The organism is Aliivibrio sifiae (assembly GCF_002954705.1).
Classification (GTDB): Bacteria; Pseudomonadota; Gammaproteobacteria; order Enterobacterales; family Vibrionaceae; genus Aliivibrio; species Aliivibrio sifiae_A.
This window is the reverse complement of record NZ_MSCO01000001.1, coordinates 1,197,381-1,221,318: the sequence shown is the minus strand read 5'-3', so window position 1 is coordinate 1,221,318 and position 23,938 is coordinate 1,197,381. Positions and strand designations below refer to the sequence as shown.

At 40.1% G+C, this 23,938-nt stretch carries 19 protein-coding genes; 1 reads left to right on the top strand and 18 read right to left on the bottom strand.

Annotation, left to right across the window (positions count from 1 at the left end):
- The 12 genes from BTO22_RS05430 to BTO22_RS05375 all read right to left on the bottom strand — a co-directional run.
- A partial coding sequence (locus BTO22_RS05430) for a DUF1513 domain-containing protein (protein ID WP_181044568.1) occupies positions 1-686 on the bottom strand: 686 nt, incomplete at its 3' end.
- A complete protein-coding gene (locus BTO22_RS05425; protein ID WP_105054602.1) occupies positions 676-1,695 on the bottom strand; it encodes an imelysin family protein in 1,020 nt (339 codons plus the stop codon). The genes BTO22_RS05430 and BTO22_RS05425, both read right to left, overlap by 11 nt.
- Before the next feature lie 10 nt (positions 1,696-1,705).
- Positions 1,706-3,115 carry a di-heme oxidoreductase family protein gene (locus BTO22_RS05420; protein WP_105055563.1) on the bottom strand — a complete coding sequence of 470 codons (1,410 nt, stop codon included), beginning with the start codon at positions 3,113-3,115 and terminating at the stop codon, positions 1,706-1,708.
- Between the two features lie 180 nt (positions 3,116-3,295).
- Positions 3,296-4,549, bottom strand: coding sequence for an imelysin family protein (locus BTO22_RS05415; protein WP_105054601.1), 1,254 nt, complete (start codon positions 4,547-4,549; stop codon positions 3,296-3,298).
- Between the two features lie 218 nt (positions 4,550-4,767).
- Entirely contained in the window at positions 4,768-5,364 is a 597-nt protein-coding gene (locus BTO22_RS05410) for a GTP cyclohydrolase II (protein WP_105054600.1), read from the bottom strand.
- A 222-nt stretch (positions 5,365-5,586) separates the two neighbouring features.
- The gene (gene yiaY / locus BTO22_RS05405) at positions 5,587-6,732 is read right to left on the bottom strand and encodes an L-threonine dehydrogenase (protein WP_105054599.1); all 1,146 of its coding nucleotides are present in this window, start codon (positions 6,730-6,732) and stop codon (positions 5,587-5,589) included.
- A 194-nt stretch (positions 6,733-6,926) separates the two neighbouring features.
- Positions 6,927-7,643 (bottom strand): M48 family metallopeptidase, encoded by a 717-nt coding sequence (locus BTO22_RS05400; RefSeq protein ID WP_105054598.1) that lies wholly within the window; start codon positions 7,641-7,643, stop codon positions 6,927-6,929.
- Between the two features lies 1 nt (position 7,644).
- Positions 7,645-10,863: a type I restriction endonuclease subunit R gene (locus tag BTO22_RS05395; RefSeq protein WP_105054597.1), complete on the bottom strand. Its 3,219-nt coding sequence runs from the start codon at positions 10,861-10,863 to the stop codon at positions 7,645-7,647.
- A 124-nt stretch (positions 10,864-10,987) separates the two neighbouring features.
- The gene (locus BTO22_RS05390; protein ID WP_146107516.1) at positions 10,988-11,746 is read right to left on the bottom strand and encodes a restriction endonuclease subunit S; all 759 of its coding nucleotides are present in this window, start codon (positions 11,744-11,746) and stop codon (positions 10,988-10,990) included.
- Entirely contained in the window at positions 11,743-12,264 is a 522-nt protein-coding gene (locus BTO22_RS05385; protein ID WP_105054595.1) for a restriction endonuclease subunit S, read from the bottom strand. The genes BTO22_RS05390 and BTO22_RS05385 overlap by 4 nt, the downstream gene beginning before the upstream one ends.
- 76 nt (positions 12,265-12,340) lie before the next feature.
- Positions 12,341-14,020 (bottom strand): type I restriction-modification system subunit M, encoded by a 1,680-nt coding sequence (locus BTO22_RS05380; protein WP_258132459.1) that lies wholly within the window; start codon positions 14,018-14,020, stop codon positions 12,341-12,343.
- A 197-nt stretch (positions 14,021-14,217) separates the two neighbouring features.
- Entirely contained in the window at positions 14,218-14,568 is a 351-nt protein-coding gene (locus BTO22_RS05375; RefSeq protein ID WP_105054594.1) for a hypothetical protein, read from the bottom strand.
- Between the two features lie 154 nt (positions 14,569-14,722).
- Between BTO22_RS05375 and BTO22_RS05370 the strand changes: the two genes are divergently transcribed.
- Positions 14,723-15,913 carry a cystathionine beta-lyase gene (locus BTO22_RS05370; RefSeq protein ID WP_105054593.1) on the top strand — a complete coding sequence of 397 codons (1,191 nt, stop codon included), beginning with the start codon at positions 14,723-14,725 and terminating at the stop codon, positions 15,911-15,913.
- Between the two features lie 96 nt (positions 15,914-16,009).
- Here BTO22_RS05370 and BTO22_RS05365 read toward each other — a convergent pair whose 3' ends face one another.
- The 6 genes from BTO22_RS05365 to BTO22_RS05340 form a co-directional block, all read right to left on the bottom strand.
- A complete protein-coding gene (locus tag BTO22_RS05365; RefSeq protein WP_374954013.1) occupies positions 16,010-16,372 on the bottom strand; it encodes a DUF2750 domain-containing protein in 363 nt (120 codons plus the stop codon).
- Between the two features lie 138 nt (positions 16,373-16,510).
- Positions 16,511-19,588, bottom strand: coding sequence for an efflux RND transporter permease subunit (locus BTO22_RS05360; protein WP_105054591.1), 3,078 nt, complete (start codon positions 19,586-19,588; stop codon positions 16,511-16,513).
- On the bottom strand, positions 19,588-20,667 hold the full coding sequence (locus BTO22_RS05355; RefSeq protein ID WP_105054590.1) for an efflux RND transporter periplasmic adaptor subunit: 1,080 nt from the start codon (positions 20,665-20,667) through the stop codon (positions 19,588-19,590). Before BTO22_RS05355 ends, BTO22_RS05360 begins: the two co-directional genes overlap by 1 nt.
- 2 nt (positions 20,668-20,669) lie before the next feature.
- Positions 20,670-21,704 carry an efflux RND transporter periplasmic adaptor subunit gene (locus BTO22_RS05350; RefSeq protein ID WP_105054589.1) on the bottom strand — a complete coding sequence of 345 codons (1,035 nt, stop codon included), beginning with the start codon at positions 21,702-21,704 and terminating at the stop codon, positions 20,670-20,672.
- A 95-nt stretch (positions 21,705-21,799) separates the two neighbouring features.
- The gene (locus BTO22_RS05345) at positions 21,800-22,156 is read right to left on the bottom strand and encodes a DUF2799 domain-containing protein (protein ID WP_105054588.1); all 357 of its coding nucleotides are present in this window, start codon (positions 22,154-22,156) and stop codon (positions 21,800-21,802) included.
- A gap of 144 nt (positions 22,157-22,300) precedes the next feature.
- Complete coding sequence (locus BTO22_RS05340; RefSeq protein WP_105054587.1) at positions 22,301-23,827, bottom strand: fumarate hydratase; 1,527 nt, start codon at positions 23,825-23,827, stop codon at positions 22,301-22,303.
- Positions 23,828-23,938: the final 111 nt, after the last annotated feature.

Sequence of the window (23,938 nt, the reverse complement as noted above, 5' to 3'; positions counted from 1 at the left end):
AAAGATAAATGACGAATACTTAGTTTATGATCAGGAAGACCAACGCTCTCTAATACTTCACCTGTTTTAGTGGATAAATAAACCAAAGCGGGAGCCATTGATTCCAAATTAACAGGAATTCTCCCTTTAGTATGAACACCACCAACACCAATCGCTAACGTTGAGTCATCAATTCGGATCACTTCATGCGGCCCAATACCAAAATCAGTAAACTCATTTATTTTCGTTAAACGAGTATCTTGCAACTGATAAACCCCAATAATCCCTTTGCTTGTTTCTTTCTCTCCCTCTGTTGTGTACAACGTAAGCCCATCAGAAGAGAAAACACCATGTCCATAAAAGTAACGATTAGGCATTGCCGCTGTGATAGAATAACTCTGACCTGTTTTAATATTAAACAGCTGCATGTAATTCCCTGGACGACGAGCAAAAGCAACGGCCAGCTCACCACGAGGAGAAATAGCAACACCATGTCCTCTCTCGGGTAAAGGAATCGTGTAAATAGGATAACCTTCACTATCTGCAACCACTGCTCCAAAGTGACCATGAGCTGTTCTAGAGCAAGAAATCAAAGAGGCTTTTTTATCTTTATATTGAGAAGAAGAGCAGCCTGATAGCCAAGGAGAAAACACCGCAACTCCAAACGTTCCTTTTAATAATATTCGTCGCTGATTATCAATCGCCATCGGTTGCATTAAACCCTATCGCAATGTTTAATTCGATCGCTACTTCTTCGTGAATTAAATATTTCAAATATTCCAGTTTATTATACAAAGCAAGTGTATTTTGGTAACCGGATTTAGTTTGCAGCGCAGCAAACAATGACGGCGATTCAGGCCAAGTCTCTAGCGTTGAATTCAAATGTTCTTCAATTCTTTCTGCCAGATCATTATGCCCTTCTTGGCGTAAGTAATTATCTAACCCTACGCCATTTGCCAAATACAGTTCATGCATCGCCATTACATTATATTTAAGCCAAGTGAGTGACGTTTCTGAGCGCCACGACTCAGAAAAATAAGGCCGAGGCTGCCCTATTTTTGCTAATGGGCGACTGAGTTTTTTCATACTGTAATCAAGCTGATTAGCAAGCAAAGCTATATACTCGTTAAGCCACATGGTTTCATCTAGTTGTGACCATGGGTTCACCTGCCATGCTTGGGCTATTTTTTTCGTATTCATCGCCAAATTTTCAGTAATCGCTTGACCTAATTGACACGATTCTACTTTTGGCAACGTCGATGCTGTATCAAATAACAACCACTCTACTGCGCCTAAACCTTGAGTCGTAACACTCTGCTGTTGAATCAACTCATTATTCCAAGTTTGATTTTTTTTCAACAGTTGAGACATTTTTCGCCCAGTGGTGTTTTTCTTATCAGGCCAAAATTGAATATTCCAATTTAATGAGAGCGCGGCTTCTGGCCCTCTCTCTTGACCTTGCAATGCCATCCACGATTGCATGGTCTGTTTCCATTGCATAACAACCGTTTCTTTTGCTATTTGATTCGTACAATACCCTTCAAAACTCTCAGCCAATCGTTGACTAGATTCAACTAAACGTTGAGCAGATTGTTGTTCAATATAATAAACATGGTCAATCATACTTATGGAGTGAGGAACTTGATTAGCCTCATTCGTACTTTGGCAGGCTGTAAGAAAAATAGTACTGCTTAACAATAAATAGATAGTTTTCATGACAACTCCCTTACAGCGAATCTAAAAATGCTAATAACGCATTACGATCTTGGGTTGATAATTGAACGACGTTATCGCGCGCTTGTTGTGCTTCACCACCGTGCCATAAAACAGCTTCTAGTACATTTCGAGCTCTACCATCATGTAGCATCTCAGTATGGCCATTCACTTCTTGTGTGTAACCAAGCCCCCATAACGGTGGTGTTCGCCACTCTTGACCATCAGCTAAGAACTCTGGTCGATTATCAGACAGGCCTTGCCCCATATCATGAAGTAACATATCCGTATAAGGATGAATTAACTGATTAGATAACGCTGGTCTGTCTTCAATTTTTGCCGTTTTGATATTCGTTTTATGACAACTTTCACAGCCAATCTCTTTAAATAGTCGTTGGCCTTGAATGACTTGAGGATCTTTCGTATTTCGGCGAATAGGCACAGCTAAATGCTGTGAATAGAATTCGACAAAATTTAAGATCTTGTCACTCACTTCTGGTGTTCCACCATGAGGCAGTTTTTCACAAATAGTTTGCGCTTGGGTGCAATCATCTTTAGGAAACATATTACTGGTTAAACCTAAATCACCATTAAACGCTGCGGTATTCTGTTGCATTAGTGTTGGCTGTCCTGCCTTCCAACCAAAACGACCTAAAGCTAATTCATTTGCTTCCGCATCCCATACACGGTTAGCTTTGCCTGAAATACCGTTATTATCTTGTTTCTGTTGCTCAGAAAAACCTAAAATCGTTGATTCAGGGATAGATTCTAATAGCCCTAAACCAATCATTGGCGGAGCGATACGGGCAGACATCAATACATTCTCAGACATATCACCATAAGCTAACTCTCTAATAGTTAACTTAGGCTTTCGCAATGTGACAACGTCACCATCAGAAAGAGTGATTGTTTGTGTTGTATAGCTAATATGGATTTGTCCTTCAGGCTTTGCACCTGAGAGTGAAAAATCTTGTAGCTGTCCACCATAAATTGGCTCAGGGATAACCCCTTCAAGGATTACACGTTTTTTCTGTTCAGGTGTTAATGCCGGAATACTTAAGCGCACCAACATAGAAACTGCATTAGTGTCGCCTTCTCTTGGTGCATGACCACGTCCATCTTTAATATGGCAATTCTGACAACCATTAGTGTTAAACAGAGGGCCTAAACCATCTCTAGCATCAGTAGAGGCCGGTGCTTGTACCCAAGGATTACGAAAAAAACTGTTTCCAACACTAAAGTCGAGGCGTTTACTCATTGGTAGGTTTGCTGCAGGTAAAGAAAACGCATTTTGGCCTTCTTTTTTCACGCTTGTTTTTCCACCAGAGGGGATGTTCATAGAAACAGTATCTACGTCAGCAGAAAAAACAGAAAAAGAGAGTGGTAATAGTAAAGCAATTGCTCCAAGCATTACTGAATTCATGATATCTAACATCCTGATAATCATTAATATTATTCTTATCGCTTGCCTAATACTGGCATTATTTATATTTGTTTTATTTCGATAAGATCAATTATTAGAAAATAAAAGAGCTCAATCACTGTCTCGGGGGGGAGAAGTGATTGAGCTAATAGCTATTTTTATTGCGTTTTTTTCTTAGAATTAAAATTCATGATCCGCGGTATCTGGATTTAGACTCGTAATACCAATGACATTTGCAGCACGTTCGATTGACGCAGTTTGCAATACAAGCGACATGATTGATTTATTTACTAATGCATTACCCGCCGCATTATCTGATGCAATCAACTGATCGAAATGTTGGTTATCTTTTTCAGCCGCTGATACTAACGTACCGACTTGAGTGCGCGTTGCATCAAATTGTTGTTTAATTTCTTTGGCTGCTTTTTTATCTTCTTTAGCAACCAGATCATGGATGCTTGGACCTGATAATAAAGAACCATCAACACGAGTATAAGTACCTGTGTAAACGTTATAGATACCTTGCTCATTATAATAATGAGAATTGTGTGTATTATCAGAGAAGCAATCGTGCTCATCTTCTGTAGAGTTAGCTTCTAATGCTACTTTCATACGCTCACCAGCTAGCTCACCAAGAGATAATGAACCCATACCAAATAACATCTTACGTAAACCTTGAGTTGATGACTCAGATAGCAGTTCAGCTCGGTAGTTTTTCTCACCTTCTTTCCACTGCTTTTCCATCCAAGACAAATCTTTAATTAACAGTTCAGAAGCTGATTTTAAGTACTCCGCACGACGCTCACAATTACCGTTCGTACATGCCGAGCCAATAACATAATCGGTATATGGGCGTTCACCAGCACCGGCCTTGGTACCATTTAGATCTTGGCCCCACACTAGAAACTCAATCGCATGATAACCTGTAGCTACATTTGCCTCAGAACCACCGAGTTCATTAAGATCCGCTAACTTGTCTGCTTCAATATTTTTTACATCAAGAGTTTCTGAGCCAATTTTGATTGAAGTAGAAGCAACGATATTTGCTTTAGCGCCATCGTTACCTAATTCATATTGGTAATCATCAGCCACATAATCAATTAAGCCTTCATCTAATGGCCATGCATTTAGTTGCCCTTCCCAATCATCAACAATCGCATTACCAAAACGGAATACCTCTGATTGCTGATAAGGTACTCGCGCTGCTTTCCATGCAGTTTTAACACTTTGTAAGCCTTTCTCAGATGGGTTATTCAAAAAAGTATGAATGGCTTTATCAAGTTGCTGAGCTGTCGTTAGTGAATCACTGTATACCGCATGAGCAATATCTGCATAATGTTCAACAACTTCTGTTTGAGTCGCGGCATAAGAAAAAGTAGGCAAAATAAAGAGTGATGCTGTAACGATGTTTCGAGCAAATTTGACGTGGTTCATAAATCGTCCTTGTTGAGCAAATGAGTAGAATATGTAAATCATTAACCAGATCTTGTAAGGTTTTATTAATGATATTTATTTTTATTTGCGTAATATACCCAAAACAAATAGAAATGCAAATATTTATCATTTAGATTAACAGTGGTATTGCAGATATAAAAAAGCCCCATTCAATAATGAGGCTCTATGTATAATTGTCAGTACTTCTCGATTTTCTATCAATCTAAATCAAGTTTATGACCGTGATCTGCTTTAGATTGCAAATATCCTTCATTGCCTTTTTTTACATGAGCGTGCGTATTAACCACTTCATCTAATTCAATCCCATAACCCTGAATATCTTGTATTTTTTTAGGATTATTAGTCACTAATTTTATTTTCGTGATCCCAAGAGCATTAAGCATTTGTGCAGCTTCTTTAAAATCACGTAAGTCATCCCCAAAACCAAGATGATTGTTTGCTTCATAAGTATTCATACCTTGGCTCTGAAGCTCGTATGCATCTAATTTATTATATAAGCCAATGCCGCGTCCCTCTTGGCGAAGGTATAAAATAATACCGCCACTCTCAGACATACGATTTATAGTCTCTTCTAATTGCTCGCCACAGTCGCAACGTGATGAATGAAACACATCACCGGTTAAACATTCTGAATGCATACGAACTAAAGGCGTAATTTGAGTTTTATCTGCTTGCTTAAATACGACAGCAACGTGTTCTTTTTCAGTCTCTAACCCTTCAAACGAAAGCATTTCTGCTGGGATACTACTTTGTTGTCCTACCATTAACTCTATACGGGCTCTTACGTCTGCCATGCTGATTTACTGCCTTTTTCAATGAGAAGAGTAGACCTTCTACGATTTAATCAGATAAAAAGATCATAAGCATAGCTAGTTAAAATGCAAGACGCAAAAAAAAGGTCTAACAAATGTTAGACCTTTATTAATAAATTACTTATTTATCCTAATAACATTAATCAAGTGCTCAATTATTACGCAAAAAAGCAACATAAGAAAAAGGTGATTTTAGGATTTATGCTACATTGCCGCTTTAAAAATGCTCACAATCTCATCATGTGTTGCTTGTTTAGGGTTAGTAAAACCACAAGCGTCTTTTAATGCATTTTCAGCAAGTATATCGAAGTCTTCCTCTTTTGCGTTCAACTCAGTAAGACCAGAAGGAATACCAACATCTTGTGATAATACTTTTATCGCATTCAGCGCCGCTTGAGCCCCCTCTTCATTTGTCATGCCTTCAACATTTACGCCCATTGCTTCTGCTACGTCTTTTAGGCGCTCAGGGCAAACTTTTGCATTGTAGCTTTGTACGTGAGGAAGAAGAATCGCGTTACATACGCCATGTGGAAGGTCATAAAAACCACCCAGTTGATGCGCCATTGCATGAACATAACCTAAAGACGCATTATTAAATGCCATTCCAGCCATAAACTGTGCATATGCCATTTGCTCACGTGCTTCAATATTCTGACCATCAGAAACGGCAGTACGCAAATGTGCTTGGATTAATTCCATCGCTTTAATCGCAACAGCGTCTGTAATTGGCGTTGCTGCAATAGATACATACGCTTCAATCGCATGCGTTAATGCATCCATACCTGTTGCTGCGGTTAGTGATGCTGGTTTAGCAAGCATCAACTCAGGATCGTTCACAGACATTAATGGTGTTGTATGCTTATCAACAATAGCCATTTTAATATGACGAGCTTCATCCGTAATAATACAGAAACGCGTCATTTCTGATGCCGTGCCTGCTGTTGTATTAATAGCAACAAGTGGCATTTGAGGTTTAGGCGATTGATCTACACCTTCATAGTCAGCAATTTGACCACCATTAGCGGCAACTAAAGCGATGCCTTTCGCACAATCGTGTGGAGAGCCACCACCAAGCGAAATAACAAAATCACACTCGTTTTCTTTAAGAATTTTCAAGCCTGCATCTACATTACCGATAGTTGGGTTTGGTTGTGTTCCATCGAACACTGCAACGTCTACACCGCGCTCGATTAATAGATCAGACACCTGCTTAACCATACCAATTGCAACTAGCACATTATCAGTAACAATTAACGCTTTTTTGTAGCCTTGAGATTTAATGCTATCCATTGCTTCAGTCAAGCAACCTGCACCCATAAAATTTATTGTAGGAATAAAAAATGCACTCATAACCAACTCCAATATTATTCATATAATTTTAAGAACTGATTATGTTGTAACATTGATAGTATTAATAACTTTTTGATCTAAGACAATCTTTGTAACGGGTTTAATTTGTTACAGCAAAAATGTGAACTAGAGCATTTAAACTAATGCGTAGGATCACATAAAAAACGCTAGTTTATTGATAATAAAGACAATAGTTAAATGATTAACTGGTGCCCATTCTCTTTAAGCCATTTTTTACACTCTTGAAAATCTGGCATTACTCGTTCGACTTCTTTCCAAAACTGAGGTGAATGATCATGATGAATGAGATGACACAATTCATGAATTACCACATAATCCACTACGCGATTTGGCGCTTGCATGATTAACCAATTAAACTCTAAATCCCCGTAAGGCGTACAACTTCCCCAGCGGCTTTTAAACTCTTTAATACGAATAACCGCGGTTTCAACCCCTACCATCGGCGCATAGCGGTGAACTTTTTCACGAATTTTCTTTTCAGCATTCTGCTTATACCAATTCACCAAGGCACGATTAATATACTGCGGTTGATGTTTAGGTTCAGGCACGGTGACCAAAATACGCCCTGCGATCAATTTAGTTTGAGTTAGCTCACCCGCCACCACTTTTAAGCGATAATTTCGCCCAAGGTAAGGGAAAGCCTCACCCGACACATACTCTCTCGTATTCGTTGGTGTCGCATGCTGATTTAACGCGAGCTTTTCGATAATCCACGCGTGCTTATCTGTAATTACCTTTTCTATGCGATCAAGATCGAGCCTTCTTGGCACAACAACAGTGACCTTTCCCTCTTCCACTTTAATGGACGCGGTTTTTATGCGAGAAGTGCGCTCAATGTAAACGCAATAATTTTCTCGCTGGATCATCTCTGCCTTTTTCTCTTTTGCCATGCTACTTATTTCCAAACTTGGTTTTCGCCAAGTCCATAAAGCGATCTTGTAGAACCGTCACCAACGCTTTATCACCAAAGGGTTGGTCAAGCACAGCACATTTGATCTCTTTCTTCATGCGTTTTATTTCATCTTGCTTATTGAAGAAATCGACAATTTCCGTTGCTTCATCAAGCATAACCACTAACGCTTGAGTTACCGCTTTAATCTCATCATGGGTTGATTCGGCAATCACATCGCCATCACTGACCTTGGTGACTTCAGCGATAAGAATATTGTAAAAAGCGAACTCCGTTTCAGACAAGCCGACATCCTGTGCTGCTTGCTGATACTGTGACCCAATATCCCCTCTCATTTCTAACATTAACTCAAGCTGCTGTGCCCACTTGCCTGCGGTTTTTTCGATAATGTCACGCAAGCGTAAACTCAACGAACGATAATATTCTGGGTCTTCATCCAAATTAATTGTAATGTGGTGCTTAATGGCACTTTCTATTTCAGAGGCTTTTGATTCATCTGATTTAATGGTTGCAATGCTTTCTTTAAAATTGGCTGCCAGTAAATCAATCGGTGCGATTTTTGGATCAACACCTGTACTAAGAATATGCTCATCCACCAATTGACGCACTTTGGCACCAATCTCGCTCATATCTAGCCCTTCGTCTCGAAATTTGCTTTTTGAGGCATTGTGGATCTTGCCTAATAACTTCATATCAGGAATAAACGGAGCGGCTTCGGCATCAGGCAAGATAACATTTAACTGCTTGGCAAACTGTTTGAATGCCATGTCAAATTGCGCTCGCACTGTTTCATCTTTTAATACTAAAACGTAATCATCAATATCGTCACTCGGTTTGTCATTTTTAAGTACCAGCTTAAAGAACGACATGGCACGCGTATGCTTGGCTTTCAGCTTTGGTATTTCATCTTTTAAGCTTTGATACGAACCTTCTATATCATCGCTGCTGAACAACTCTAACGCCTCAGTAAGATGGGTCGCTAAGCCATGATAATCCACCACATAACCACACTCTTTGCCTTTATAGGTTCGGTTCACACGAGCAATGGCTTGCATTAAGGTGTGATCTTGCAGCTTTCTGTCGATGTACATCACTTGAGCAATAGGTGCATCAAAGCCCGTTAACAGCATGTCTTTGACTATCAAAAAAGCGGTATTATTAAACTTTTTATTTTTCTCTTCTGTGCCTTGTTTATCGATACCAAATGGCTTTTTAAAATTGGCGATAACCTTCTTTTGATGCACTTTATCTGTGTATAGAGAGAAGTACTTTTCATCATTGTGATCGCCAGAGATAATCACCTCTGAGTGAGGCGCACCTAATTCATCTAAAGTCTTTTTAAAAATAGCCGCCGCATGACGACTGCCCACCACGATCATTGCTTTAAAGCCATCAGGACGAATATGTTCTTTGTAGTGTTTGATTAAATCGATACACACCCAACGAATACGCGCAGGGGCTTCACGAACCGCCTTCTCTACACCGTATTTCCTTTTGATCTCACGTTGTTCTTCTTCAGTGTATTCACCAAAGTATTCTTCAAACAGTTTATCGAGTGAATCACCTGCGACTTCCGATTTCACTTCACGGCCTTCATAAAGCAATTTAACCGTTGCACCATCTTCTACCGCTTGGTTTATTTTGTATTCATCGATGTAACCACCAAAGGCTTGGCTCATTTTTTGAGTTTTCAGCAATGGCGTTCCTGTAAAACCAATTTTAGGCGCATTCGGTAACGCGGCATTAATCGTCATTGCCAAACCACCAAATTGGGTTCGGTGCGCTTCATCAGCCAAGACAATGATTTTGTCACTTGGGTTTAAATCAACAAAGCCTTCGGCTACCGTTTTTTGTTTCTCTTGTTCTTTTTCGAGATCAGCAAATTTTTGTACCATCGCGGTCACAAGATCAGAGCTGTCTTTCTTTAGTAATTCTTTTAATTCTGCCACGGAGCCTGCGTTATATACCGTCTCACCCTGCGCATCACGGAAGGTATTTGATAGCTGCTCATCAAGCTGAGTTCGGTCGGTAATAAACACCAACTTATACTGTTTTAATTCTTCATCACGACGCATTTTTACGGCAAGCATCACCATGGTCAGCGATTTACCACTGCCTTGAGTATGCCAAACTACACCACTTCTTTCTTTTCGATCCTTGCCTGATTTCAAGCGTTCAATCACTTTATTAACGGCGCGATATTGCTGATAACGCGCCACTTTTTTAATTAAACGACCATCATCGGTTTCAAATAGAATGAAGTTTTGCAGAATATCGAGAAAGTTTGAAATACTGAACATGCCCGCCAATAAACGCTGTTGCGCGGTAACTTCTGTTAATACCTCGTAACTTGCTGCTGGCTCAGCGGCTTGTTGCCATTCATCATGCTCTGCTGAGTTATCTTTACTCTCGTCTAACGCATCATCAGGGATTTGAACCGTAATTGCAGAATGAAGTGGAACGATATTATCGCGTAATGACTGTTGTGCTAATTGTGCATCAGAAAATGGATACGCGTCTTTCCAATCACCATAATGCTGACTGTTTGAGCTGATGGTGCCCACTTTGGCTTGATCTCGGCAAGTCGATACCATGAGTTGGTTATACCAAAACAGTTTTTCAGCCCCTTCGTGATCATCGGTATGACGTAGATTCGCGTAACGGCGTAATTGATTAATGCCATCACTCATTGGCGCGGAGATATACGGTGATTTACACTCAATCACAGCTAACGGAATACCATTAACAAAGCAGACAATATCTGGAATGATGCTTTGGTTTGTACCTTCTACTTTAAATTGATTGGTACATAAGAACTCGTTGTTACTTGGGGTTTCAAAATCAACCAGTTTAACCGTCTGCCCTTTTCGCCCTTTGCCTAAGTCTTGCTCTACTGAGAGGTAATTAACCATGGTTTGATAGAAGGCGTGGTTATATTCCATTAAGGCGGCGAAATTGGGGTGCGTGACTTCACGAGAGACTTTGCGAAGGTTCTCATCACTTATCCACGGGTTAATGCGTTTAATCGCGGCTTCAAGACGTTTTACTAACACCACATCACGCAGGTAAGTACGCTCAGGAATGCCATCGGCGCAAGCATAATCTGGTGACAATTGTTTGCCTTGAATGTAAGTCCACCCTAATTGAACCAACTGAGCAATGGCAGGGGCTTCTACTTTATTGAATTCGTTGTTTTTCATGTACCTAGCCTGATTTTCTCATCACTATTTTTATGTCCCGACTTGGGGGGTGACTTAGGGGGTAACTTGGGGGGGCATTGATAATAATCACCAATGACCCAAGGTGTAATTGACGCTAATGTGGTTATTCGCTGTCTACCTTTACTCGTACTTTGCCTGTTAGGAGATCTTGCATAAGGGCTTTTTTGAGTGACACTTTAGACGTTTTTATCTTCATTAAAGTTTGAATACGACCATCCACAGCAGACAATGTATCGCCGATTGCTTTCTGCTCAGATAAAGGTGGAATAATAATTTTAAGTAAATTTAATGACTCTCCACTAATTCCCGCTCTTGTCGTAAACTTACTGCTATGAATCATTTGCTGTCTCATATAATTAGCCTGAAACGCATATTTACAATAATTAATATCAAAAATTTTTCGCTTCTGACGAGCTCGAATTACAAAACCGTTATAAACAACATTATCTAAGCTACCTAAATACACATTCGTGAATCCAATTTCATCTGCCGTTTCAGATGTACGAGTAATAAATATATCACCTAGATTTACTTTAAAGCGACTCAGTTCACCTTCGGTCATTTCAACTCTGTTCGTCAACATGCCATCATAAATACCGTTTCCATCATAAACATTACGGTAGCTAATGATAGGAACACCCTGACCAAAAAACTCTTTACCCTTATTTACACCGTTTTTAAGAGTAAATACGTTATCAAAAGTATCAACCTCCCATCCCTTCGGAATTCTGCCCACTGGCGAGTCTTTAAATTCCGTATGTGGTTTTTCATCTACACCAACACCGCGCGTTAGTAGCTCTTGCATCATGCCTGTTTTTAGGTCTTTGAGCTTGTTAATTTGCGCCTGTGTTTTTTCTATCACTTCATCGACTGAGGTGAGAATAGCGGCGATTTTTTGTTGTTCTGGGAGTGGTGGGAAGGTGGGAAAGGCACCGATAAACTCTTAATATTATCAGCATTAATATTTATATTTGAGCTGCCCTGAGTAATTGCTGCGATCTGAGATTGACATATATCGGACTCATAAGCATATCCAAAGTAGCGAGTTGATACTTTAGTTTCATCAAAGCGAAAACGAATCAGATAAGAAGCAAAAACTGAAGGATATTGTTTATCAACAATTCCATAACGACCAATCGCACCACTTCGTGCAAAAAGAAAATCACCTATATCAACTTTAAATTGATTAAATTCCTTCTCATTGATAGGAAGTCTTGGCATATCTTTATAATTGATTTTTGGATTATTTAAATCAGTGATTCGAATTAAATACGTTCCACGATCATTATATGCATTATTTGTGTAATACCCTTGCTTATGCTCTTTTGTAAAAGAGCTAACCTTTCTTTCTATCCACCCCTCAGGCACAAACTCACTCATAACCCAACTCCTTCAAGTAACCTTGCATTACTTGTTCGGCTTCGGTCACTTGTGCATCTAACTCATGCAGTGATACTTAGTATTTATCCCACCAGTGTTCTAGTTGGCTGATGATCTTCGCATCAACATCACCCACTTGTTCTTCAACAACCAGACGGATTTGCTCTTTGCTTTCAATGCTTGGTTTGAATGCATAATAATCGTTGTCTTTTTTATCACTTTTTATATCAAAGACGACCGATACATCAAAGCCGTTTAGCATCTCTTCTTGAATGTATTCGTCATTCACTTCACGCATTGGAATGCCACCGTGAAGGATTGCACGTACATCAAAGATCTCCGCTGGAGGTGACGTATCCGCATAACGGCGAATGTTAAGGTTAAAATCGTTCTCAGCAATTTCAGAGAATGGAACCACACGCGCATAACGCTTAATATCACACTGGCTTTCAAACGAGTGGTTTTCAAAGGTGGCGACAATTTTAGCAATGTCTTCTGGGCGCAGTTTATTTTGATTTTTACCCTCTGCAAATTCCAACTCACCATTAATGAACAACACCTTGCCTTTACGTGCGCTTGGTTTGTTCTTATTGATGATAAGCAAACACGCAGGAATGCCCGTACCGTAGAATAATCCTGATGGCAAACCCACCACGGCTTCTAATAAATCGTCTTCTAAAATCCCTTGGCGAATGGCTTTTTCACTTGAGCCACGGAATAACACCCCATGAGGCATAACCACGCCTACCATGCCTTCGCTGTTGGTGCTGGCGATCATGTGTTGTACAAAGGCTAAATCACCTGCGTCTTTTGGTGGTGTGCCGTAAGGGAAACGTCCAAAACCGTCGTTATCACACTCGTCTTTACCCCACTTTTTCAGTGAGAACGGTGGGTTGGCAATAACGCGGTCAAAGCTCATTAACTCGCCGCCTTCGGTGTGCTGTGGGTCTCGCAGTGTATCGCCTTTACGAATATCGGCATTTTGTACGCCATGTAAGAACATGTTCATCTTACAAATTGCCCATGTGTTCAAGTTCATCTCTTGACCATACAGTGACAAGTTAGCGGCGTTTTCACCCTGCTTTTCTAATTGGTTACGCGTTTGAACAAGCATACCGCCCGACCCTGATGTTGGATCGTAAATACGCATTCCTGCATGAGGCTTTAATAACTCAACCAATAGCTGAACCACTTCACTTGGGGTATAAAACTCGCCGCCTTTTTTGCCTGCGCTATCGGCAAACATTTTAATCAGGTATTCGTAAGCCGTACCCAGTAAATCAGGACGCTCAAAGTCTTCATTACGTAAACGGTATTTATTGAAATGCGACAGTAAATCTTGCAGCTTTTTATCTGACAGTTTGTTTTTGATGTTGAAGTCAATCGTCACTAACACGCCTTCTAGCGCCGAGTTGTATTCTTCGATTGATTCTGTCGCTTTGTTTAGCGTTTCACCGATGTTGTGCTTTACATCTTTAAGTGCTGACCAACGGGCATTTTCTGGGATAAAAAAGGTACTGTCGTATTCGTCTTCATCATTAGCAAGATCTTCAGCTTGTTCCTGTGTTTTGCCTTTGTCTAGGTAGTATTGAATGACTTTTTCTTGAGATTCTTCAAACGCATCCGATAGGCGCTTTAAAAACATCATGCCGAAGATGTAATCTTTAAATTCAGACGCATCCATGTTGCCACGAAGAATGTCGGCGGTTTCCCATAAGAAGGATTCGAGCTGTTGAAGAGATAGCTTGTTAGTCATGCAATAGAGCCTAATTAAATAAGAGGTAACGTGTATCAAGTAACACGTCTATTCAAACGAATTGATATGTGGTGGATTTTACGAGGTTATGCCGTTGGGGGCAATCGAACCGTCAGATAAACGTAGACAATAGATAAGAAAAAAGCCAACGAATCAATTCATTGGCTTTTGGATATCATGGAATAACTAAACTGCGATTAAGAACGCTTTGGCTGCTGGTACGTTTTACCTGCGGCTTGATACGTTTCTTTTTGCTTCATATCGAACATTGCATAGAAGAACCAAGCGATGAATTTAATAACGTCATCACCTTCGTTCATGATCCACTCTGCAAGCTCTTGTGCTTCGCCGTTTTCATCTTCATCATTAAATACGTGATAAATACGTTGCTCGCCTTCAACTTCAGCAAGACGGAATTGACCCGCTAGCGATTGTGCCGCTTCAACGATGTCTTGGTCTTCACACGTTTTTAATGCTTCTAGCACTTGAGGAAGATTTTCTTTTTGGCATAGTTCTTTAACTAGTGTTTCAAATTCATTCTGTTGCATTTTAATTTAACTCTTTTAGTCAACATGTCATCTAGATAGCGCAATTTTAGCAGCAATAAAAATTTATTCGATAAGAATTCGTTTTAATCCTTGATATTTCGCCTTCACTTTGGCTTTATGGAAGTATTAATTACCTATTATTGAATGGATTCAGATGTCAGATAAATTAGATACCAAATACGTTACCGCCGGTCGCAATAAAAAATGGACAAAAGGCGTGGTAAATCCACCTGTTCAACGTGCCTCTACCGTGGTGTTTAATACCGTTGCTGAAAAAACGCACGCCATGATTAACCGAGCAAAACAAACTCTATTTTATGGACGCCGTGGCACTGAAACTCACTTTGCCCTGCAAGATGCGATGGTTGAGCTTGAAGGTGGGACGGGTTGTGCTTTATACCCTTGTGGTACGGCTGCGATTGCGAATGCGATTTTATGTTTTGTAAAAACCGGCGATCATATTTTGATGGTTGATGGCTGTTATGAACCTACTCGTGATTACTGTGACACCATCTTGAAGAAAATGGGAATTGAAACCACCTATTACGATCCTATGATTGGTGAAGGCATTCGTGATTTAATTAAGCCTAATACCACGGTGTTATTTACTGAATCACCTTGTTCTATCACGATGGAAGTTCAAGACGTTCCGCTACTTGCTCGTATCGCACATGAGTCCGATATTGTCGTTATGCTTGATAATACGTGGGCTGCGGGTGTGAACTTCTCACCGTTTGATCATGGTGTTGATATCTCTATTCAAGCCGCAACCAAGTATATTGTCGGTCACTCAGATGTGATGTTAGGCACTGCAGTCGCTAATGAAAAGCATTGGGAGCAACTGCGCGAGCAAAGCTATTTAATGGGCCAATGTATCTCACCTGATGACGCCTATTTAGCAATGCGCGGTTTACGCACTATGGGCGTTCGTCTAAAACAGCACGAAGCTAGCAGCATTAAAGTAGCTAAGTGGCTTGAGCAGCATCCACTGGTTGATCACGTTCGTCACCCTGCACTTGAAAGCTGCCCGGGCAATGAGTTTTATCAACGTGATTTTAAAGGCTGTAATGGCTTGTTCTCTTTTGTGCTAAAACAATCTGATAGCAAAGCGACAACTGCGCTGCTTGATGGCATGAGTCATTTTAGTATGGGTTATTCTTGGGGTGGCTTTGAAAGCTTGATCTTAGCGAATGAACCAAAAAGCTTTAATGCATTAAGAACGGTGGCTCATCCTCAGTTTGAAGGGACTTTGATCCGCGTTCATATTGGATTAGAAGATGTGGATGATTTGATTGAAGATTTAGAGCAAGGTTTAGCTCGATATCAAGATATGCTCTCTGCCTAACTCAGTTTATATCGTTTTTACTTACAAAAATGGCGACTCCTAAATGGGTCGCCATTTTTATATCTGTCTGTATTTAATATCAATTCTGATAAAAAATTAACGCTTTCTTTCTTGTTTTGTTAATTCAAAATCGAATTCGTCGGGAAAAAGGATTTGCCCTTCTTCGTTTTGGTTTGGGAATACAACAACCGCTAATTCATCATCTTCAAGACCTGTTGTCCAGCGACTGTGCCATTTGTTTAATGAAATAGACTCTGCTTTACATACGTCCCATTCACCTGTTGCCCATGCTTCTGCAAACTCTTTATTTGGCCATACAGGAACGCAATCTTCTTCTTCGGTATTCAACATCACACAACCGTGTTCATCAGTCAAAATCCAAATTTCACGATTAGCGACAACTTCTTTCATAAAGTAAGTAAAACGCTCTTCTTCATGAGAATTTACGATTTTGTCCATTGCTTGTTGATCTAATTGGCTCATTTACTGTTCCTAATATGTGGACTGCATTTGTATTATCCAGATAGAATATCACAAAAAAAGCCCATACTAGATATTCTAATATGGGCTTTTGAACATTTATTCTATGCGTCTATTTTAGTATTCGACGACTTTAATTTTATGGAACATGCGATACAACACAGGAACCACAATTAAGGTCAGTACGGTTGCGAAACCTAGACCAAACATAATGGTTACCGCCATTGGTTTAAAGAAGGTATCTGGTAATAGTGGGATCATACCTAAAATGGTCGTAATTGCTGCCATACAAACCGGACGAACACGGCTTAATGCGGCATCGACAACCGCATGATAAGGTTCTTTACCTGAATGTATCTCTATCTCTATTTGATCAAGCAGTACGATACCGTTTTTCAACAGCATGCCACTCAAACTCAAGAAACCAAGCAATGCCATAAAGCCAAATGGCGTATTTAACACCAACAGTCCCGTTGTTACACCGATAAGTGCTAATGGAACCGTTAACCAAACAATGACAGATTCCTTCACACTGTTAAATAGGAATACTGTTACTAAGAACATGAACAGATAACCCATTGGCATGGTTTGGAATAGTGACGCTTGAGCATCACGAGATGATTCATACTCACCGCCCCACTCCAAGCTGTAACCCGTAGGGAAATCAATTGCTTCAATTTGTGGTTGTAAACGTTTTTGCAATGTTGATGCCGTTTCTTCACCTAAAATATCAGGATCGGCCATTACGGTTAACATACGTTTACGGTTTTTACGCACAATCAGCGGATCTTCCCAAATTACGTCGTAGCCCAATACCACTTGTTGCAATGGAATGTATTGTGACAACGCTGGGCTCCAAATTTTCATGCCTTCGATGGTGCTAATATCTACACGTTCATTCTCAGGCAAACGAGTAACGATTGGCATTAATGTTGTCCCATCACGGTACACACCAATGGCTTTACCAGAGAACGCCATTTCAAGCAGTTCATTAACATCCGTTTTGGAAATACCATATCGACGCGCCTGACTTTCGTTAAATTGAGGTTCAAGCACTTTAGTACGCTCACGCCAATCATGACGTACGTTTGTTGCGCCTGGATCTTGGTGCATTACTTCAATAACTTGTGCCGCTAAACCACGGAGTATGGTTGGATCTGACCCCACAATTCGCGCTTCAACTTTTGCACCACCACCCGGCCCTAACTCAATCAGTTTTAGCTTGTATTGAATTTGAGGATAGTTGGCTTCGATATGATCTCGAAACTTGTCCATCAAATCAGGTAACGCTAAATAATCATCAACACGAGTCATGATCTCACCATAAGCTGCATAGCTCTTCTCTGGTGCATAAGTCAGCATGAATCGTTGCAAACCTTTACCTGCGGTTGTTGTCACATGTTCAATATGATTTTGCTCTAAGATCCACTCTTCTAGCTCTTTTAGCGTTGCGTTAGTTGAACGAATATCCGTCCCTTCTGGCATCCATACATCCACCATAAAGATTGGAGTGGTAGAAGATGGGAAGAAAGACTGTTTAACTTTAGTAAAGCCATACATGCTGCCACCAAGCGCAACAACCAAGATAAGCATGGTTGCTAATGAATAGCGCATACAAAATTCAAGGAATCGCTTATAAATAACAAAGATCATTCCATTGTATGGGTCTTTTTCTTCTATGCTTTCCTCGTCATTTTGTACTGTTTCTTTAAAGAATAAAGAAGCAAAGAAAGGAGTAAGAGAAATAGCAGTAAACCAACTCAGCATTAAAGAGATAAGCAGAACGGTAAACAGGGTTCCACAATACTCGCCAGTCGCATCATCCGATAAACCGATAGGTGCAAACGCAGTTACCGCAATAACGGTTGCACCTAATAATGGCCATTTAGTTTGCGTAACAATATCGGTAGCCGCTTGCAAGCGAGTTCGCCCTTTTTGCATACCAATGAGTATGCCTTCAACCACCACAATAGCGTTATCTACGAGCATACCAAGAGCAATAACCAAAGCACCTAAAGAAATACGTTGTAAGTCAATCGCAAAATATTTCATAAAGACAAATGTGCCTGACACTGTCAGTAGTAGAATAAGTCCAATAAGTAAGCCTGAGCGTACGCCCATAAAGAACAGTAAAACGATAATAACGATAGCAACGGCTTGACCAAGACTGACCACAAAACCACTTACTGATTTATCTACTTCTTTTGGTTGGCTGTATATCTCTGAAATATCAATACCAATGGGTTGTTGTTCTTTCAGTTCTAACATTCGTTGATCAACCAGTTTCCCAATTTCGACAACGTTAACGCCAGCACTAAAAGAAATGCCCATATTCAAAGCAAAGTTACCATTAAAGTTAACTAAATTGCTTGGTACTTCAACATAACCACGTTTAACTTCAGCAATGTCTTTTAGATAAATAAGGCCTTGTGCCCCGCCTTCGGTAATAATTAAATCACCAAGTTGTGACACATCTTCAAACTCGCCCGTTGGGTGTATTTGAATGTATTCAGATCCTATTTTTACTGCACCTGCACTCGATACTGTATTTTGGTTTGATAGTAAGCCATATAACGTTTGAGGTGAAATACCAAGGCTTGTCATTCGTTTTAATGACGCTTCAATAAAGACTTGCTCTTGTTGCACACCAGAAACGGATACCTTACTTACTCCATCAACCAATTCTAGTTCACGACGTAAATAATCAACATAATCAAGCAACTCTTTATAGGAATACCCTTGACCAGTAACGGCTAAAAGTACTCCGTAAACATCACCAAAATCATCAATAACGGACGGTTCACCAACACCCGGAGGTAATTGACGTTTCAAGTCATTTACTTTTCGGCGCAGTTCATCCCAAATTTGAGGAAGATCATCAGGTCCATAATTGTTTTTCATGGTTACCGTTATTTGTGATAAACCACGACTTGAAAGTGAATTTACTTCATCAACATAGGTTAATTGCTGAATTGCTTTCTCTAAAGGATAAGTAACCTCTTCTTCAACCTGTTCAGGGGTTGCTCCTGGATAATTGGTTACGACCATGGCATCTTTAATGGTGAAGGCTGGATCTTCTAATCGCCCCAAGCCAAAGAAAGCCGATGCACCACCAATCATAAAGATCAGAGTCAACATCCAGCTAATCACTTTATTTTGTATAAAGTAAGCTGCAATTCCTTTTTCTTGACTCATTATTTATCCTCCGCATTGATGATATTCACTTCTAGGCCGTCACGTAATCGTGAGACGCCTGCAATAACAATACGATCTCCTGTTGAAACACCATCGACAACTCGTAATCCAAACGATGTCGCTTTGGTGGTGACTACTTTTTGTTTTTTTATTTTATTCTCAGAATCGACGATCCAGACGTATTTTTCTTTTTTATCAATGTCATCACCATCTTCATTAAATATGGCTTCAATAGGGATAATTAACCCAAATTGGCCAGCTACATTAGGGGAACTTTGCTTTGTGGTCACCTCTACCGCCATACCATCCAGAATAAATTGATCTTCTGGCATTGGCATGGTTAAGGTGACGAGATACGCTCCAGATTCTGGGTCAGGCTCTGTTGTATACTCTTTCACTATTGCATCGTAAGACTGTCCGTTATCAAGGCGAACAGATGCTTGAATTAACTCAACAACACCTTGGTTTGGTTGCTTTGAATATAATTTATCAGGTACTTGAACAATAATATCGACTGAATCTTTATTATTGATATTCACTATTTGCTGACCGACTTGAATCGTTTCAAATTGCTCAATACTGACTCGTGAAATAACACCATCAATTGGGGCTTTTAGTTCGGTGAAGCTGAGTCGCAGTTTCGCTAACTCTAAGTCTGCTAATGCAATTTGACGCTGTGCTGCCAACTCATCAAATTGAGATTTAGCAAGCAGACCTTTCTCAACAAGAGGCTTTGAACGTTTATATTGACTGTTTGCAACACTGTATCTTGCGCGTGCATTATCAACATCGATGTTGAAGTCTGTTTTATCTAGTACTGCTAATACCTGTCCTTTTTTAACCGTCTCACCTGCACGAACATTAAGCTCTTTTACTTCACCAGAAAGTCTAAAACTTAAATGAGAACGATCGGCCGCTATTGCAACAGCGGGAAGATAAAGACTATCGCTAACTAAACCTGAATCAATCTTTTTAACGATAACGTTAGGAACTTCTATTTCAGTATCCATAGGGGCAGGACTGCAAGCAGTTAGTAATATAGCTGTTGAAAGTAAGGATAGTTTCATTAATTGCTGCATAATTATAATCCTCTCTCCTTGACCCATTTACGAACTTTCATTCCTTCTTCTAGCCCAGAAATACCTGAAGAAACAATTTGCTCAGAATCATTAAGCCCCGAAATCACTTGTCGTTTTTCATTCAACTCTATCTCGACTTTCTCAACGATACCTTGCTCAGATACACGCCAGACATAGGTGATCTCACCATCTTGTTCAGTCGCTGAAAGCGGAAGCTTTTCACTTCCCCCTTTTGGAATCGTGACTTTCACTTGACCAGACATTCCCGGTAGTATTCCTAAATCCTTAGGTCTAGGCATGCTCATTTTTACAGTGTAGCTTGATGTTTTACTGTCGGCTTCTGTATCAATTTCTTCAAATTCTAAAGGGAATTTTGAATTAGGGAACGAATCAAAAGAAACACTTGCTGAGACCTCAGAAAAACTAAATCGCTGCAATAAGTAATCTGGAAGTTGGAAGACGACGTATAAAATATCATTGGTTTGAATATGCATAATTGATTCTTTCGCATTTACATATTCAAAATTTTTGGTTGGTAATAATGAAATTGTTCCATCATAAGGTGCGGATAACTTGGTGTAACTTAAATTTGCACTCGCTTGGTCTAGCGTTGCTTTCGCCGTTTTTCTATTAGCTACCGCGGTATCATAATCTTGCTCTGACACAACTTGGTCTTTACGAAGCTTTTTAACCCGCTGATATTGAACATCAATTAATCGATACTGTGCTTGGGCTTGCTTTTGAATTAAACGGTATTCATCTGGGTTTATTGTTGCTAGTAACTGCCCTTTGGTAACTAATTGACCCGCATGAACATCTAAGCTATTAAGTTGACCGGGAACTCGAAAGGCAAGAACTGCTTTATCTCCGGCTTCAGCTTGCGCTGGAAACAATCGAGAAGTTTCATGATCGCCAACAGTGACGGTCATTATTTTAGCTGGTCGCGACTCTGGTTCAGCAATTACTGGGGCTTGTTTTCCACACCCAACAAGAAGCGTTGAACTTAACACCGTCGCTACCATCGTTTTTTTGAACATAAACCGTTCCTTGTAATGGTATATATAAGAATTATTCCTCATATCCCTACCGTCATCCAGTCAATAAGAATAATAAGTTATAAAAATACTCTTATTTATTCTTTTTTATGATTTTTCCCTTTTTCATACTCAGCACGAAAATCAGGCATAACTTGATCGCAAATGCCAAAATATGGCGCTTCACGTAACCCTAAAATATAGGCTTCTTGAGAACAATAGATAGTCGTTCCAGAGGTATGCCCTTCAAGGTACGCATTATAGAATGCCTCCGTAACCGCCTCCTCTGGGTTTGCACTTTCTAGAGTTTCCTTTTCTTGAACTAAAAAGCCATTTTTTGCTCTTTGCTCTCCATATTGGAACCAATCATCCGTATTTTTTTCTTTTACTTCAGATTGTGAAGCTGTACAGCCAACTAATAACAACATCATTAGACTAACAACTTTCTGCTTCATACTTCCTCCAAGAACAATCTAAATCACACAATATCAACAACATAATAACCTAGTTTAGACATAAACAGTTAACATTAAAAACACAAGTATAAAAAAAGCACTCAGTTTATGAGTGCTTTCTTAAATCCTAGAAATATAAATCAATTAATTCATTTCCGCGATTTTAACTTTCCATGTATCAGGGCCGATTTGATGCGCATTTGCCCCTGTTGAATCAACAGCAACCGTTACTGGCATATCTTCCACTTCAAATTCATAAATGGCTTCCATTCCCAAGTCTTCAAAAGCCACTACTCGTGCTTTTTTAATCGCTTTGGCTACTAAATAAGCCGCACCGCCTACCGCCATCAAATACACGGCTTTTTTATCTTTAATAGAAGCAACCGTTGCTGGGCCACGCTCTGCTTTACCAATCATGCCCATTAAGCCCATATCAAGCATCATATCGGTAAATTTATCCATACGAGTGGACGTTGTTGGGCCAGCAGGACCTACGGCTTCATCGCCAACGGCATCAACTGGACCGACGTAGTAAATAAACTTACCATTGAAGTCAACGCCCTCAGGTAAACCCTCACCGCTTTCAATCATGCTTTGAAGACGCTTATGCGCTGCATCACGTCCTGTTAAGATTTTCCCTGTTAGCAGAACCGTTTCACCCGTTCGCCATTCTTGTACGTCTTCTTTTGTGATCGTATCAAGGTTAACTCGGCGTGTATTAGCACCGGCTTCCCACGTAATATCTGGCCACTCTTCAAGTTTTGGTGGTTGTAAGTCCGCCGGGCCTGAGCCATCAAGTGTAAAATGAACATGACGAGTCGCTGCACAGTTTGGGATCATGCATACGGGTTTTGATGCTGCATGAGTTGGTGCGGATTTGATTTTTACATCAACAACGGTTGTTAAACCACCAAGGCCTTGTGCACCAATACCAAGCTTATTCACGCGATTAAAGATATCAAGACGAAGCTCTTCTTCTGCGTTCTCTGGACCACGATCGATCAACTCTTGAATGTCGATATGCTCCATTAATGATTCTTTCGCTAATACTGCTGCTTTTTCAGCCGTGCCACCAATACCTATGCCTAACATACCTGGTGGACACCAACCCGCGCCCATTAGTGGTAAGGTTTTTTCTACCCATTCAGCAACATCATCTGAAGGGTTTAACATCACCATTTTTGTTTTATTTTCAGAACCGCCGCCTTTTGCCGCAATTTGAATTTCTACTTTATCGCCCGGTACCATATTAATGTGCACCACTGCTGGTGTGTTATCTTTTGTATTAATTCGCTTACCCGCAGGATCAGAAAGTACTGAAGCTCGAAGTGGGTTATCTGGATTCGTGTACGCCTGACGAGTTCCTTCATCAATCATTTGCTGGACGGTTAAATCTCCTTCCCAGCGTACATTCATGCCAATATTAACAAAGCAAGTTACAATTCCCGTATCCTGACAAATAGGACGATGTCCTTCAGCTGACATACGCGAATTTATTAAAATTTGAGCAATGGCGTCTTTCGCGGCTTGGCTTTGCTCTCTATGATATGCTTTTTCTAATGCTTGAACGAAATCAAGTGGGTGGTAGTAAGAAATATACTGCAGTGCATCAGCTACAGAGCTGATCACATCTTCATTACGGATGATAGTGTCTTTACGAACAGTCGTCATAGGGCCCTCTTAATATTTATGCTTCCATGGCTATTTTAAAATTATATTTTTTAATGACTTGAGCTATTGTCATCTATATTTTCTTTTAGAACTCGCAATATGATACTCTTG